Source organism: Mesorhizobium sp. WSM4814 (assembly GCF_055811595.1).
Window position 1 is genome coordinate 247,002 of record NZ_JBVVQT010000005.1, and the last position, 12,526, is coordinate 259,527.

Below are 12,526 nucleotides of genomic sequence, written 5' to 3' on the forward strand. Positions count from 1 at the left end.
TTTTCAATCAACTGCTTGGGGGTTGATGCTCGCACGCTTGTTCGTGATCTTCGGTGGCTTTTTCGTGCTGGTGCTGTGTGCGGCGCTGGTGGTGCCGTATTTTATCGACTGGACGGGCTACCGGGCCGATTTCGAGCGCGAGGCGAGCGCCATTCTGGGCCGCAAGGTCACCGTTCAGGGCGATGCAACGGCGAAATTGCTGCCGTTTCCCTCGGTGACCTTCTCGAATGTCACTGTCGCCGGCGGCCCCGGCGGCCGGCCGGCAATGACCGTCGAGACCTTTTCGATGGATGCCGAACTGGCGCCCTTCCTGAGCGGCGAGGTGCTGATCTTCGACATGCGGCTGGTGCGGCCGAAGGCGACGATCGACATTGCCGCCGACGGCACGGTCGACTGGGCGATACGCCCGTCCTCACCCTACGATCCCAGCCAGATCTCGATCGAGAAGCTGACGGTGACCGACGGAGAGATCGCGCTGCGCCATGCCGCCGGCGGCCGCAGCCATCGTCTTTCCGAGATCAATTCGACAATCTCTGCCAGATCGCTGGCCGGACCCTGGCGGATGGATGGTTCGCTGCGGCTCGACGGCCTGCGCAGCACGGTCGTCGTCTCCACCGGCAAGGCCAGTGGCGACGGACAATTGCGGCTCAGGCTCAAGGCCGACCCAGACGCCTATCCGCTGGTCATCGAAGCGGATGGCAATGCCGGCATTGTCGACGGGGCCGCGATCTATTCGGGCCAGTTCAGGGTCACAAGCTCTGACAGGAATGGCGCCGACAAGCGTTTGCCACAGCTTGACGGCACCGACGGTGAGAAGGCCAGCGCCGGCAAGGCGGAACCGGGGTTCAGGCTGAACGGCAAGTTCTCGCTCGACCACCGGAAGCTTGGCGTCGACGAATTCCGCTTCGAGACCGGACCACTCGACAATCCCTACACCGCCGACGGCAAGGCTGCCGTCGACCTTGGGCCGAACCCTCGCTTTTCAATCGAGGCCGATGGCGCTCAGGTGCAGTTCGATGAAGCCGTCGGCGCCGCGACCGGACTGACGCTGTCGGAGCGCGTCGCGGCGTTGGAGCAGGCGCTGCTCGCCCTGCCCAAGCCGACCATACCGGGCACCGTCGAGGTGAAGCTGCCGGCGGTAGTGGCCGGCGACACGACGGTTCGTGACGTGCGCCTTTCGGCCGAGCCGGCCGATGCTGGCTGGTCGGTGAAGTCGCTGGGCGCGACGCTCCCGGGCCGTGCCAGGCTGGAAGCAAACGGCATGCTCAGTCTCGAGGATCAGTTCGGCTTCAGCGGTTCGCTGCTTCTGGCCGTGGGGCAGCCTTCCGGCTTCGCCGCCTGGCTGTCGAAGGATGTCGACGAGGCGATCCGCCGGCTTCCGGCCGCCGGCTTCAAGGCCAGGGTCGACCTGTCCGGGAACCGCCAGGCCTTCAGCGACCTCGAACTCGTTCTCGGCAAGGCGAAATTTTCCGGCCGCATCGATTCCAGCCAGGGCGAAGACGCCAGGCCGTCGGTGCTGATGCGGCTCGACGGCGGCGAGCTCGACGTCGACGGGCTCGCCGCCTTCGCCTCGATCTTCATCAGCGACAAGGGCGCCAACCGATTTTCCGACCGCGACCTCGATTTCCAGATCAAGGCCGGGCCGGTCAGCGCCGGCGGACTGACCGCCGATACGGTCGATACGGCGCTCAGGCTGCGCGACGGGCTGCTTGAAATCGACCGGCTCTCGGTCGGCGGACTTGCCGGCGCCTCGATCAGCGCCACCGGTCGGATCAAGGATTTCCCAGCGAGCCCGACCGGCAAGCTCGATGCCTCTGTGGTCGCCGTCGATCTCAAGCCGTTGGTCGATGTCGCGGCGAAGCACTATCCCGACAATGCCGTGCTGAAAGGGCTGGCGGGGCGTGTCGCCGCCTATCCCGAGCTGTTGCAGAATGCGCGCATCGATCTGGTGACAAGTGCCGCCGCCAATGGCGACGGCACGACGGGACTGGCGGTCAGCGCGCAAGGCAGGGCAGGCGGCTCGGCGTTTTCAGCATCGCTGTCCGGCAAAGGACTGGCCGATCGGCTTCTCGAGGCGCCGGTGTCGTTGACCTTCAACGCCAAGAATACCGACGCCACCGCGCTTCTGGCGCTTTACGGCCTGCCGGCGCTGCCGCTCGGCATGCTTGGCGAGGCGACCACTGATGTTTCGGCGAATGGCACGCTTGGCGGCGGCATGGCGACGAGCTTCAACCTGACCGGCGACGATTTCAAAGCCGGTTTCGACGGGACGATCGCCAGCGCGCCACAAGGCGCCACCGCCAGGGGCAAGATCAACCTGGAAGCCGCCGACATCGAGCCGTGGCTGATGACGACAGGCGTCGGACTGCCGGGCCTGGGGACAGGCATGTCGACTTGGCTTGCGGCCGACGCCGACTTCGGCAACGGCCGTCTGGTGCTGTCCAGTCTGAGCGGCGCCATCAACGAGGCTGCGGTTTCCGGTGACCTCAATGTCGGCGTCACCGACGGGCTGCCGCATCTTGCCGGCGCGCTGGCGCTCGATGATCTGGATCTCGACCCGATGGCGGTGGCACTGTTTGGCGACCAGGCCTTTCTGGGCTCCGGCAAGGCTTGGCCGGCCGCCCCATTCAGCCAGAAAGCCATCCTGCCGTTCACCGCCGAACTCGACCTGACCACGGCGTCGCTGGTCGCCGGCCCGTTGGCCACGGCCTATGACGCGGCGCTTTCGCTGAAGCTCGACCACGAAGGCATCCGCGTTTCGGACCTCAAGGCAAAGTTCGCCGGCGGCGCGCTTTCCGGACTGTTCGAGCTGAAGAACAATGACGGCACCGGGTTTTTCTCCGGCCAGCTGAAACTTGCCGGCGCCGATCTGGCCACAGTGCTGCCCGAGACTGGCATCAGCGGAACCGGCGATTTCTCGGCGGCGCTCTCGACCAGTGGCAAATCGGTCGATGCAATGGTTGCGGCGCTGTCCGGTTCCGGCACGGCGGCGCTGAAAGGTTTGACCATTGCCGGCGTCAATCCCGACGCCTTTGGCGCCTTCATCGCCAAGGCTGACGCCATTGGGCGCGATATCGACGCGGCCAAGACCGCCGGCTTCGCGCCGCAGATCGCCGCGGATGGCAGTTTTCCGGCTGGGGATGCCGACATCGCCTTCACAATCGCCGGTGGCACGCTGAGGGCGCCGCCGGTCAATCTTGAAAATCCGGCGGCGACGCTGTCGGCCGACATCACGGCGGACCTGAAGGCCAGCAAGGTCGCTGCCAGTGGCTCGATCATTTATCGGCCCGGCGACGAAGCGCTGGTCGGCTCCGACCCGACCGTGAATTTCAGCGTCGACGGACCGTTCGGCGCCGCGAAGCGGCGATTCGACAGTGAGCCGCTGGCGCAGTTCCTGACCCAGCGCGCACTGGAAAAGGAGCAGCAGCGGGTCGAGGCGATGCAGGCGGCGCTGCTTGAAAAACAGCGGTTGCGACGCGAGGTGCGTTACTACGCGGCCCTGCAAGCCGAGCGCGACAGGGCAGCCGAAGAATTGCGCAAGCAGCAGGAGGCGGCGCGGCTGAAAGCCGAAGCGGATGCCAGGGCGAAAGCCGAAGCCGAGGCAAAGGCTAAAGCCGAAGCGGAGGCGAAGGCCAAGGCGGATGCGCAGGCGAGGGCTGAAGCCGAGGCTAAAGCCGAAGCCGAGGCGCAGGCGAAGGCTGAAGAGGAGGTTAAAGCCAAGGCTGAAGCCGAGGCCAAGGCTAAGACGGATGCCGAAGCGAGAGCCAAGGCGGCGCAAAAAGCGGCGGACGAGGCGGCGAAGGCCGAGGAACAGCGACGGCGGAAAGCGGAAGAGGCGAGGCGGGCGGAAGAGGCGAGGCGGATCGCTGCGGAACAAAAGGCAAGGCTCGACGCCGAGCGCAGGGCCGCCGCCGAGCAGGCGCAGAAAATCGAGCGGGCGCGTCAGCCGCCGGCCAATGACAACCCGCCGCCATCAGGACCCGCGCCAAAACCCACGCTTGAACCCTCGTCGATCGACAATCTGCTGAAGTCGCTGGGCGGCGGATAGCCCCAGCTAACCATCCGGGCTAGACCGGATTCATCCCTCGCTTCGCCCAATCCAGGACGTAGAGCCTGAGCGCCGAGGACAGGTTGGCATCGCGCGGCCGGGCCTCGTCGATTTCGGCGACGAGGGCGGCGAGAGTCAGTTTGCGTGCGGCGGCGATGGCGACGAGATCGTCGAAAAACGGCTTTTCGAGCGAATAGCTGGTGCGATGGCCGCGAATGGTCACCGAGCGTTTCTCGACCGGGCTCACCGGACCTGACTCATTTCACTTCAGGCATCGGACTTATCCGAAAACCCCGCCGCATTTTTCGGTCTGACTTCAGGGCAATCCGCATCGCCCGAGGTTTCGCGGCGATGGCCGGCGACAAATTTTTCTGCCTTGTCGGCGATCGAACGGTCACGCTCCCGGTCGGCCTTGGAGCGGCCGTGCAGCGCCCGGTTCTGTTCGGCCAGGCGCTCCTGCTCGGCTCGTGCCTTCTGCTTGCGGGCCTGGCGGAGGTTGACGATGTCGGCCATGTCGCGCGGCCCGTCGGATCACTTCTTGCGGAAGGCGTCGAGCGACACCACTTCGGCGCCCTTGGCGGCGGCGTCGGCTGCGGCCGGCTTCTTTTCGGCCTCAGCGGTCTTCTTCTTCTCGGGCTTTTTCTCGGCGACGACGGCCAGCGGTTCGGAAGCGGGCTTGCCGGTCAATTCCCCGTCTGCCGAGGTTTCCGTCTTCACGTCGAATTCGAGCTCGAAATTGACGGACGGGTCGTAAAAGCCGCGCACGGCCGAGAACGGGATTTCCAGCTTTTCCGGCACGTCGGAGAAAGACAGCCCGACCTCGAAGCCGGTGTCGGTCACCTTCAGGTCCCAATACTGGAACTGGATGACGATGGTCATCTGTTCGGGATAGCGCTCCCGCAAGCGGGAAGACACGCGCACGCCGGGGGCGCCGGTCAGGAAAGTGATGAAGAAATGATGGTTGCCGGGGAGGCCGGTGCGCGCGACTTCGGCCAGGACCTTGCGCATGACGCCGCGCAGTGCCTCCTGGGCCAGAATGTCGTAGCGAATGTGGTCGTCGGCCATGTCGCTGTCGGGTTCCGTTGAATCGTCCGCATAGCTGTAATCAAGCTTGAGCGCGGCGTAAACCGGATATAGATGCCGGCAGCACAGATGCGAGAGGGCATGCCTCAGATTTTATCGCTTAGGCGCCAGCGAGCGCGCTGTGCTTTTGCGCATCGGCCGCCGGCTGCCGCTTGGCGAAGGCGCGCAGGAAGGTGCGCACGCCATGTGTCGCGGATTGCAGCACTTCATCATCGGTCGGCGTGCCGCCGAGCATGAAGGTCGTCTGCAATTCGGCATTGGCGAGGGCCTGGAACTGGCGCGCCGCGACATCGGGGTCCTCGATGTCGAGGAAACCGGCATGGGCGAGGCGGGCGAAACGGGCGGCGATCGCCGGCCATGTCCTGCCCGGTCCCAGTTCGCGCCATTCGGCAAACAGCTCGGGATAGCGCTCGCCCTCGGTCTGGATCAGCTTGCGCAGGAACTTTCCGTCGCGGCTGCAGATACAGTTGCGGGTCATGCGCACGGCGAAGGCGATCAGATCGGCCTCGAGATCCTTCGGCTGGTCGGGAAAGGTTGAAATGGTGGCGAAGATGCCGGCATTGCAGCGCTCGGTGAGGTCGCGGACGATGGCGACGAAGAGTTTCTCCTTGTCGCCATGGTGATTGTAGATCGTCTGGCGCGACACGCCGGCCTCGGCGGCAATCATGTCGATATTGGCGCCGGCGAAGCTTTCGCGGCAGAACACCTCGCCGGCAGCGTCCATGATCGAGGCGCGCTTTGCCTCATGGCCGCGTGGCGGGATGCTGTCAGGAGAAACGTCGTGCTTCATGAAAACTATATATAGGTGATTGACGAATTAGACAAGAGTGTCTAAATTTATGGACTTAGATTTAGAGGAATTCCCCCCTGCAGGAATTCCACGGGATGGGACGTCCCAGGATTACACGCCGGTCGGCAACCAGATTGAAAGAAGCCCGCTATCATGAATCCCCAATTCCTCCGCATCGCGGTTGTGCTCGGCCTGTTATCGGCCATCGGTCCGTTCGCCATCGACATGTATCTTCCCGCACTGCCTTCGATCGGCGCAGATCTGCAGGCCAGCACCGCAGCCGTGCAGATGAGCTTGCTGATCTTCTTTCTGTCCATGGGCTTTGGCCAGATCGTCGTCGGACCGATCTCCGACATGGTCGGGCGCAAGCTGCCGCTCTATGGCGGCCTCGCCCTGTTCATGGTCGGCGGCATCGGCTCGGCGCTGGCGCCCTCGGTCGAATGGCTGATCGCCTTCCGTTTTCTGCAAGGGCTCGGCGCCAGTGCAGGCATGGCGGTGCCGCGCGCCATCGTGCGTGACCTGCACACCGGCACCGAAGCTGCCAAGCTGATGTCGCTCCTGATGCTGGTGTTTTCGGTGTCGCCGATCCTGGCGCCGCTCACCGGCAGCGTCATTATCGAGAATTTCGGCTGGCGTGCCGTGTTCTGGACGGTGACCGGTGGGGCGGTGCTCGCCACCATCCTGCTGGCGACCTCGCTGAAGGAGACGCGGCCGGTCGAGGCGCGTGCAGGCAGTTCGTTCGGCACTGCGCTGTCGGCCTATCGCTTCCTGATCGGCGACCGCAACTTCCTTGGCCTGGCGGCCATCGGCGGCTTCGGGCTGGCGAGCTTCTTCGTCTATCTGTCGAGCTCCTCCTTCATCCTGATAGAACACTACGGGCTGTCGCCGTCGGTCTACAGCGTGTTCTTCTCGATCAACGCGGTCGCCTTCATCGGCATGTCGCAATTGACGGGAACGCTGTCCGAAAGGTTCGGGCTGAGGCCGGTGGTGCGGGTCGCGGTGGCCGGCTATGCGACGACGATGGTGGTGCTGTTCGCGGTGATGGCGTCCGGCGTCGATCGGCTCGACGTCATGGCGGCGCTGCTGTTCGTCGGCTACGGGTTCCTCGGCCTGGTGATCCCTGCGACTTCGGTGCTGGCCATGGAGGAGCATGGCGCGATCGCCGGCACGGCCTCGGCACTGATGGGCACCCTGCACTTCGCCATCGGCGCGGTCGCCATGGGCATCGCCGGGGTGTTCTTCGACGGCACGCCGCTGCCTATGGTGGCCGGCATCATGCTTTGCGCGGTGATCTCGTTCACGCTGGCCAAGGTGACGCTCGGCCGCGGACGGCAGGTTGTCGAAGCGCCGGCAGAATAGATGCTTTCCAGTGAGAGCAATGAAAAAGGCCGGGTCAGTCCCGGCCTTTTTCACGTCTGGGCGCGGCGGCGCGGCCAGCAAGCCTGCTGCCGTCACAGTATCGAGGTGAGATGGGGATCGGAGGGAAAGTTGGAATCGAAGCAGGAGAAGTGGAGGTTTCTGTTGCCAGGTACCTCCGAACCCCGCCTAGAAGTGCGAACCACTAGGGCTTGATTTGAAGCTATCGCACCGCTTACGCGGCGAGACGTGCTTCCGCATAGTTGTCGTTGGCAACTATAAGTTCAGCCCGATAACGGTGGTACAATGCCGGGCAAAAGTACGATCTTTACACCTTCGTCGATCCTATTTCGCCCCCAGCAAAAGCCGCTCTTCGCAGAGCGGTTTTTGGTGGAGGCGCCGGGTACCGCCCCCGGGTCCGAACGGCTTATTTCATCGCCTGTTTATCGCCATAGTCGGTCGAGCCGACGAAACAGATATAGGGACCGATCGTGAAAAATGAAAGGCCTCAATGATGCTTTGTCCGCTGTCTCAAACAGCATCGCCAAAGGCTTGACTTGTCAACGCTCTCAACCGAAGCTTTGCGGCGGTGAGGAGTTACCGACTAGCGCACATTTTGCGGCAGCGCGCCACAACCCTCATCGACTGGATCTCGTGGCGCCGACGAGGGGAAAATTTGATGGCCGATTATCTCGCAGACGTGAAGAAGTACGACGCCGCGGCGGATGCCGACGCGGTCGCCAAGGTCGTGAAGCATTTGGGCATTGCGCTTAGGAATCGGGATTCCTCGCTGGTCTCCTGCACGGATCCCGACGAACTCGGTCGCGTCAAGGCCAGCTGGGTTGCCAAAAAGCTCGGCGTCGACGACGGCAGCAAGGCGGACGCGGCCATCGAAAAGACCTGCAAGGCGATGGAGGCCGATAACACCAAGAGCCGGGTGACCTTTTATTACCTGGTCGCCAAGGAGCTGGGCAAGCTCGCCAGCCTCTGAGCATCGCATGTCAATTTGCGGATGCTGACGCGGGCAGCTCTTCCTCCCCGTCACTATACGGGGAGAATTGCCCGGCAGGGCAATGAGGGCGGCGCAAACGACCGGTAAGAGAAAGCGACTCTGGTGCCGTTTTGACATATTCGGCCGGCAGCCAGTCGGTTATGATTGCCTAACCCGAATCGAGCCACCGAATCGCCGATGCGCCAATATCTCGACCTGTTGAAGCACGTGCTGGAAAACGGCGCCGATCGCGGTGACCGCACCGGCACCGGAACGCGCTCGGTGTTCGGCTACCAGATGCGCTTCGACCTCGCGCGCGGCTTTCCGGTCACCACCACCAAGAAGCTTCACCTGAAGTCGATCGTGCACGAACTTCTGTGGTTCCTGGCCGGCGACACCAATATCAAATATCTCAACGACCACGGCGTCTCGATCTGGGACGAATGGGCCGACGAGAATGGCGACCTCGGCCCGGTCTACGGCAAGCAATGGCGCTCCTGGCCGGACGGCCATGGCGGCGCCATCGACCAGATTGCCAATCTCTTGAAGGAGATACGCAAGAATCCTAATTCCCGACGCCTGATCGTTTCGGCGTGGAACCCGGCCGAAGTGGAAGCCATGGCGCTGCCACCCTGTCATTGCCTGTTCCAGTTCTATGTCTCGGAAGGCAGGCTCTCCTGCCAGCTCTACCAGCGTTCCGCCGATATCTTTCTCGGCGTGCCGTTCAACATTGCTTCCTATGCGCTGCTCACCATGATGGTGGCGCAGGTGACGGGGCTGAAGCCCGGCGATTTCGTCCATACGCTGGGCGATGCGCATCTTTATGCAAACCATTTCGAGCAGGCGCGCGAACAGTTGCAGCGCACGCCCAAGGCGCTGCCGACGCTATGGATCAATCCGGAGGTGAAGGACCTTTTTGCCTTCCGCTTCGAAGATTTCCGGCTGGAAAACTACCTCGCCGATGCGACGATCAAGGCGCCCATCGCGGTGTGAGCCGCAACATCGGGCTTTTTGCTTTGTCTCAAATTGCTCGCCGGTGCTGTGTCGTCCGCCCGCGAGCGGTGGCGGTGCCATGCAGTGCCGTCGGCGGGCCATTGGGCCAAAGTCTGGCAAAAAACCTTCCCTTGTTATATTCAGGCGGATATATCGACTGGCAGGGTCGCGCCGATCGGATTTCAAGCCCCGGGAGAGTTTCATGCTGGTGCGCAAGGGTTTCGGATTGAAGGCGGCCGCCATTGGCGGTCTTGCGATATTGATCGCCGCCATGCCGGTTGCCCATGCCGATGACAGGCTGATCGTCTTTGCCGCCGCAAGCATGAAGAACGCACTGGATGCAGTGAACACCGCCTGCGCCGCCGATGTCGGCGAGGCGGCGACCATTTCCTATGCGGCAAGCTCCGCATTGGCCAAGCAGATCGAGGGCGGCGCGCCGGCCGACGTCTTCATCTCGGCCGATCGCGACTGGATGAACTATCTCACTGACAAGAAGCTGACCAAGCCGGGTTCCGAGGTGAAATTGCTCGGCAACCAGATCGTGCTGGTGGCGCCGAAGGATTCGACGGTCGAAACCAGGATCGAAAAGGGTTTTGATCTTGCCGGGCTGATCGGTGACGGCAGGCTTGCCATGGGCGATTTCCAGGCGGTGCCGGCCGGCAAATATGGCAAGGCGGCGCTTGTATCGCTCGGCGTCTGGTCCTCGATCGAAGACAAGTTGGCGCAGGCCGAGAACGTGCGTGCCGCGCTCAAGCTGGTCTCCACAGGTGAGGCAGCGCTCGGCCTCGTCTACGCCACCGACGCGCATGCCGAGCCCGGCGTCAAAGTGATCGGCACCTTCCCGCAGGATTCGCACCCGCCGATCGTCTACCCGGTTGCCCAGATCGCGGATTCGAAGGACAAGCATGCGTCGGCATTCCTAAAGTGCCTGCAATCCGCCAAGGCAGGCGAGCTCTTCAAGGCGCAAGGTTTTACGGTCCTCTCGCCGAGCAACTGAGGCACGCCAAAAGATGGATTGGTTGCTGGACCTCACTCCCGACGAATGGAACGCGGTCCGGCTGTCGATCAAGGTGGCGACAGTGGCGATGGTCGCCAGCCTGCCGCCCGGCATATTGATCGCGCTTGTGCTTGCCCGTGGCCAATTCTGGGGCAAGACGCTGCTCAACGGGCTGGTGCATCTGCCGTTGATCCTGCCGCCGGTGGTTATCGGCTATCTGCTGCTGCTCTCCTTCGGCAGGCGAGGCCCGGTCGGGGCGTTTCTGGCCGAGCATTTCGGCATTGTCTTCTCCTTTCGCTGGACGGGTGCCGCATTGGCCTGCGCTGTCATGGGCTTTCCCCTGATGGTGCGGGCGATCCGGTTGTCGATCGAGGCGGTCGACCGCAGAATCGAGGCGGCGGCCGGGACGCTTGGCGCCAATCCGTTGTGGGTGTTCGGGACGATCACGCTGCCGCTGATCCTGCCCGGCCTGATTACCGGTGCGATCCTGTCTTTCGCCAAGGCGATGGGCGAATTCGGCGCAACAATCACTTTCGTTTCCAACATCCCCAACCAGACGCAGACGCTGCCGTCGGCGATCTACACGTTCACGCAGGTGCCGGGCGGCGATGCCGGCGCGCTCAGGCTGACGCTGATCTCGATCGTCATCTCGATGGCAGCACTTGTCGCATCGGAGGTGCTGGCGCGGCGCGTCGGCAGGCGGATGGATATCGAATGACGGTCGTGGTCGACATCAGCCATCGGCTCGGCGACTTCGAGGTCGACGCCCGCTTCGAGAGCGCGGGGCGGCTGACCGCGCTGTTCGGGCCCTCGGGCTCCGGCAAGACGACGCTGATCAACATGATTGCGGGCCTGATCCGGCCGGACAAGGGGCGGATCGAGGCCGACGGCCGCGTGCTGGTCGATACGGATGCGGGTCGGTTCGTGCCGAAGCACAAGCGCCGCATCGGCATGGTGTTCCAGGACGCGCGGCTGTTTCCGCATATGAGCGTGGCCAGCAATCTGCGCTACGGCCGCTGGTTCACGCCGACGGCCGAACGCTATGCGGACATCAATGCGGTGGTCGACCTTCTCGGCATCGGTGCATTGCTGGACCGGCGGCCGGCAAAGCTTTCCGGCGGTGAGAAACAGCGCGTGGCGATCGGCCGGGCGCTGCTCGCCAGCCCGAAACTGTTGCTGATGGACGAGCCGCTGGCTTCGCTCGACGAGGCCCGCAAGGCAGAAATCCTGCCTTATATCGAGCGGCTGCGCGACGAGACGACAATCCCGATCGTCTATGTCAGCCATTCGATTTCAGAGGTCGCGCGGCTGGCAAACGACGTCGTTGTGCTGGCGCAAGGCAAAGTCGCTGCTTGCGGCCCGACCGGGGCGATCATGCAGCGGCTCGACCTGTTGCCGGCGGAGGAGCGCGGCGAGGGCGGCGCGGTGCTGGATACCGCGGTGCTGCGCCACGACAATGTCTTTGGGATGACCGTGCTCGGCTCGGTGGCGGGCGAGATCCGCGTGCCGCTTCTGGCGGTGCCGGTCGGTGCGCCGATGCGCATTCGCATCCGTGCCCGCGATGTGATGATCGCCACCGAACAGCCGACGGGTCTCAGCGCGCTCAACATCTTGCAGGGCATGATCGTGACGATGGCGCCGGGCGAGGGTCCCGCAGTCGAGATCGGCATCGACTGCCATGGCGCAACCGTGCTTGCCCGGATCACCGAGCAATCGCGACAGACGCTGAAACTCCGGCTTGGTCGAGAGGTCTACGCGGTGGTCAAGACGGTTAGCTTCGACCCGGCGAACATGAGCGCCGGCCTGCCAGTCGAGGCGGATGGATGACCCGCGGATGATCGTCGCTATATCATTTTGGAATAGCGGTAGCGCCGGAGAGCTTCTAGGATGGATGGCGGGACTGCGGAGGAGAGAATGCCGTCGCTGAGCTTGCGGATAAACCTCGATCCAGAAGGGCGCATCGGGCCGGGTAAGATCGAGCTTCTGGAGCAGATCGCCGCCTTCGGCTCGATCTCGGCGGCGGCGCGCGGCATGGAAATGTCGTACAAACACGCCTGGGATCTGGTCGAGGACATGAACCGGGTGTTCGGCAAGCCGCTGGTCGCGGCGCAGACCGGTGGAAAAAAGGGCGGCGGCGCGCAGTTGACGCCGGCGGGGCTTGCGGTGGTCAGCCGCTTTCGCGCCATCGAACGGGCTGCGGCTTCCGCGGCGGCGGCGCATCTGGAAGCATTACAGGCGGAGATCGATGCCGGGTGAGGTCGGTGGAAC

Annotated in this window: 12 protein-coding genes and 1 other RNA gene; 8 read left to right on the forward strand and 5 right to left on the reverse strand. The window is 63.7% G+C overall.

Features of this window, described 5'->3' with window-relative positions; translation table 11 throughout:
* The first annotated feature begins 25 nt into the window (after window positions 1-25).
* Window positions 26-4,048: an AsmA family protein gene (locus AC0L2V_RS11625; protein ID WP_473520125.1), complete on the forward strand. Its 4,023-nt coding sequence runs from the start codon at window positions 26-28 to the stop codon at window positions 4,046-4,048.
* A 19-nt stretch (window positions 4,049-4,067) separates the two neighbouring features.
* Here AC0L2V_RS11625 and AC0L2V_RS11630 read toward each other — a convergent pair whose 3' ends face one another.
* The 4 genes from AC0L2V_RS11630 to AC0L2V_RS11645 form a co-directional block, all read right to left on the reverse strand.
* Window positions 4,068-4,295, reverse strand: coding sequence for a ribbon-helix-helix domain-containing protein (locus AC0L2V_RS11630; protein WP_027153750.1), 228 nt, complete (start codon window positions 4,293-4,295; stop codon window positions 4,068-4,070).
* Between the two features lie 20 nt (window positions 4,296-4,315).
* Entirely contained in the window at window positions 4,316-4,561 is a 246-nt protein-coding gene (locus tag AC0L2V_RS11635) for a DUF4169 family protein (protein WP_473509081.1), read from the reverse strand.
* Window positions 4,562-4,579: 18 nt separating this feature from the next.
* Complete coding sequence (locus AC0L2V_RS11640; RefSeq protein WP_473509079.1) at window positions 4,580-5,113, reverse strand: SspB family protein; 534 nt, start codon at window positions 5,111-5,113, stop codon at window positions 4,580-4,582.
* 118 nt (window positions 5,114-5,231) lie between these two features.
* Window positions 5,232-5,921: a TetR/AcrR family transcriptional regulator gene (locus AC0L2V_RS11645; RefSeq protein ID WP_023798781.1), complete on the reverse strand. Its 690-nt coding sequence runs from the start codon at window positions 5,919-5,921 to the stop codon at window positions 5,232-5,234.
* Between the two features lie 153 nt (window positions 5,922-6,074).
* Between AC0L2V_RS11645 and AC0L2V_RS11650 the strand changes: the two genes are divergently transcribed.
* On the forward strand, window positions 6,075-7,280 hold the full coding sequence (locus tag AC0L2V_RS11650) for a multidrug effflux MFS transporter (protein WP_473509077.1): 1,206 nt from the start codon (window positions 6,075-6,077) through the stop codon (window positions 7,278-7,280).
* Between the two features lie 148 nt (window positions 7,281-7,428).
* Here AC0L2V_RS11650 and ssrA read toward each other — a convergent pair.
* Window positions 7,429-7,785, reverse strand: a transfer-messenger RNA (tmRNA) gene (ssrA, locus tag AC0L2V_RS11655).
* Between the two features lie 171 nt (window positions 7,786-7,956).
* Here ssrA and AC0L2V_RS11660 point away from each other — a divergent pair.
* The 6 genes from AC0L2V_RS11660 (at window position 7,957) to AC0L2V_RS11685 (ending at window position 12,514) form a co-directional block, all read left to right on the forward strand.
* The gene (locus AC0L2V_RS11660; protein WP_287071461.1) at window positions 7,957-8,268 is read left to right on the forward strand and encodes a DUF2853 family protein; all 312 of its coding nucleotides are present in this window, start codon (window positions 7,957-7,959) and stop codon (window positions 8,266-8,268) included.
* A gap of 198 nt (window positions 8,269-8,466) precedes the next feature.
* Window positions 8,467-9,261, forward strand: coding sequence for a thymidylate synthase (locus tag AC0L2V_RS11665; protein ID WP_287176385.1), 795 nt, complete (start codon window positions 8,467-8,469; stop codon window positions 9,259-9,261).
* A 202-nt stretch (window positions 9,262-9,463) separates the two neighbouring features.
* Window positions 9,464-10,258: a molybdate ABC transporter substrate-binding protein gene (gene modA, locus AC0L2V_RS11670; RefSeq protein ID WP_473520126.1), complete on the forward strand. Its 795-nt coding sequence runs from the start codon at window positions 9,464-9,466 to the stop codon at window positions 10,256-10,258.
* Between the two features lie 13 nt (window positions 10,259-10,271).
* Window positions 10,272-10,976, forward strand: a complete 705-nt coding sequence (modB, locus tag AC0L2V_RS11675; RefSeq protein WP_027153742.1) for a molybdate ABC transporter permease subunit — start codon at window positions 10,272-10,274, stop codon at window positions 10,974-10,976.
* Window positions 10,973-12,085 (forward strand): molybdenum ABC transporter ATP-binding protein, encoded by a 1,113-nt coding sequence (gene modC / locus AC0L2V_RS11680; protein WP_473520127.1) that lies wholly within the window; start codon window positions 10,973-10,975, stop codon window positions 12,083-12,085. Before modB ends, modC begins: the two co-directional genes overlap by 4 nt.
* Before the next feature lie 87 nt (window positions 12,086-12,172).
* Window positions 12,173-12,514 carry a winged helix-turn-helix domain-containing protein gene (locus AC0L2V_RS11685; protein ID WP_023798788.1) on the forward strand — a complete coding sequence of 114 codons (342 nt, stop codon included), beginning with the start codon at window positions 12,173-12,175 and terminating at the stop codon, window positions 12,512-12,514.
* Window positions 12,515-12,526 lie beyond the last annotated feature (12 nt).

Excerpts from the sequence above, each read along its gene's own strand:
- modB (WP_027153742.1), top strand. The coding sequence starts at position 10,272 with ATGGATTGGTTGCTGGACCTCACTCCCGACGAATGGAACGCGGTCCGG.
- modA (WP_473520126.1), top strand. The coding sequence starts at position 9,464 with ATGCTGGTGCGCAAGGGTTTCGGATTGAAGGCGGCCGCCATTGGCGGT.
- AC0L2V_RS11625 (WP_473520125.1), top strand. The coding sequence starts at position 26 with ATGCTCGCACGCTTGTTCGTGATCTTCGGTGGCTTTTTCGTGCTGGTG.
- AC0L2V_RS11665 (WP_287176385.1), top strand. The coding sequence starts at position 8,467 with ATGCGCCAATATCTCGACCTGTTGAAGCACGTGCTGGAAAACGGCGCC.
- AC0L2V_RS11640 (WP_473509079.1), bottom strand. The coding sequence starts at position 5,113 with ATGGCCGACGACCACATTCGCTACGACATTCTGGCCCAGGAGGCACTG.
- AC0L2V_RS11660 (WP_287071461.1), top strand. The coding sequence starts at position 7,957 with ATGGCCGATTATCTCGCAGACGTGAAGAAGTACGACGCCGCGGCGGAT.
- AC0L2V_RS11635 (WP_473509081.1), bottom strand. The coding sequence starts at position 4,561 with ATGGCCGACATCGTCAACCTCCGCCAGGCCCGCAAGCAGAAGGCACGA.
- AC0L2V_RS11650 (WP_473509077.1), top strand. The coding sequence starts at position 6,075 with ATGAATCCCCAATTCCTCCGCATCGCGGTTGTGCTCGGCCTGTTATCG.
- AC0L2V_RS11645 (WP_023798781.1), bottom strand. The coding sequence starts at position 5,921 with ATGAAGCACGACGTTTCTCCTGACAGCATCCCGCCACGCGGCCATGAG.
- modC (WP_473520127.1), top strand. The coding sequence starts at position 10,973 with ATGACGGTCGTGGTCGACATCAGCCATCGGCTCGGCGACTTCGAGGTC.
- AC0L2V_RS11685 (WP_023798788.1), top strand. The coding sequence starts at position 12,173 with ATGCCGTCGCTGAGCTTGCGGATAAACCTCGATCCAGAAGGGCGCATC.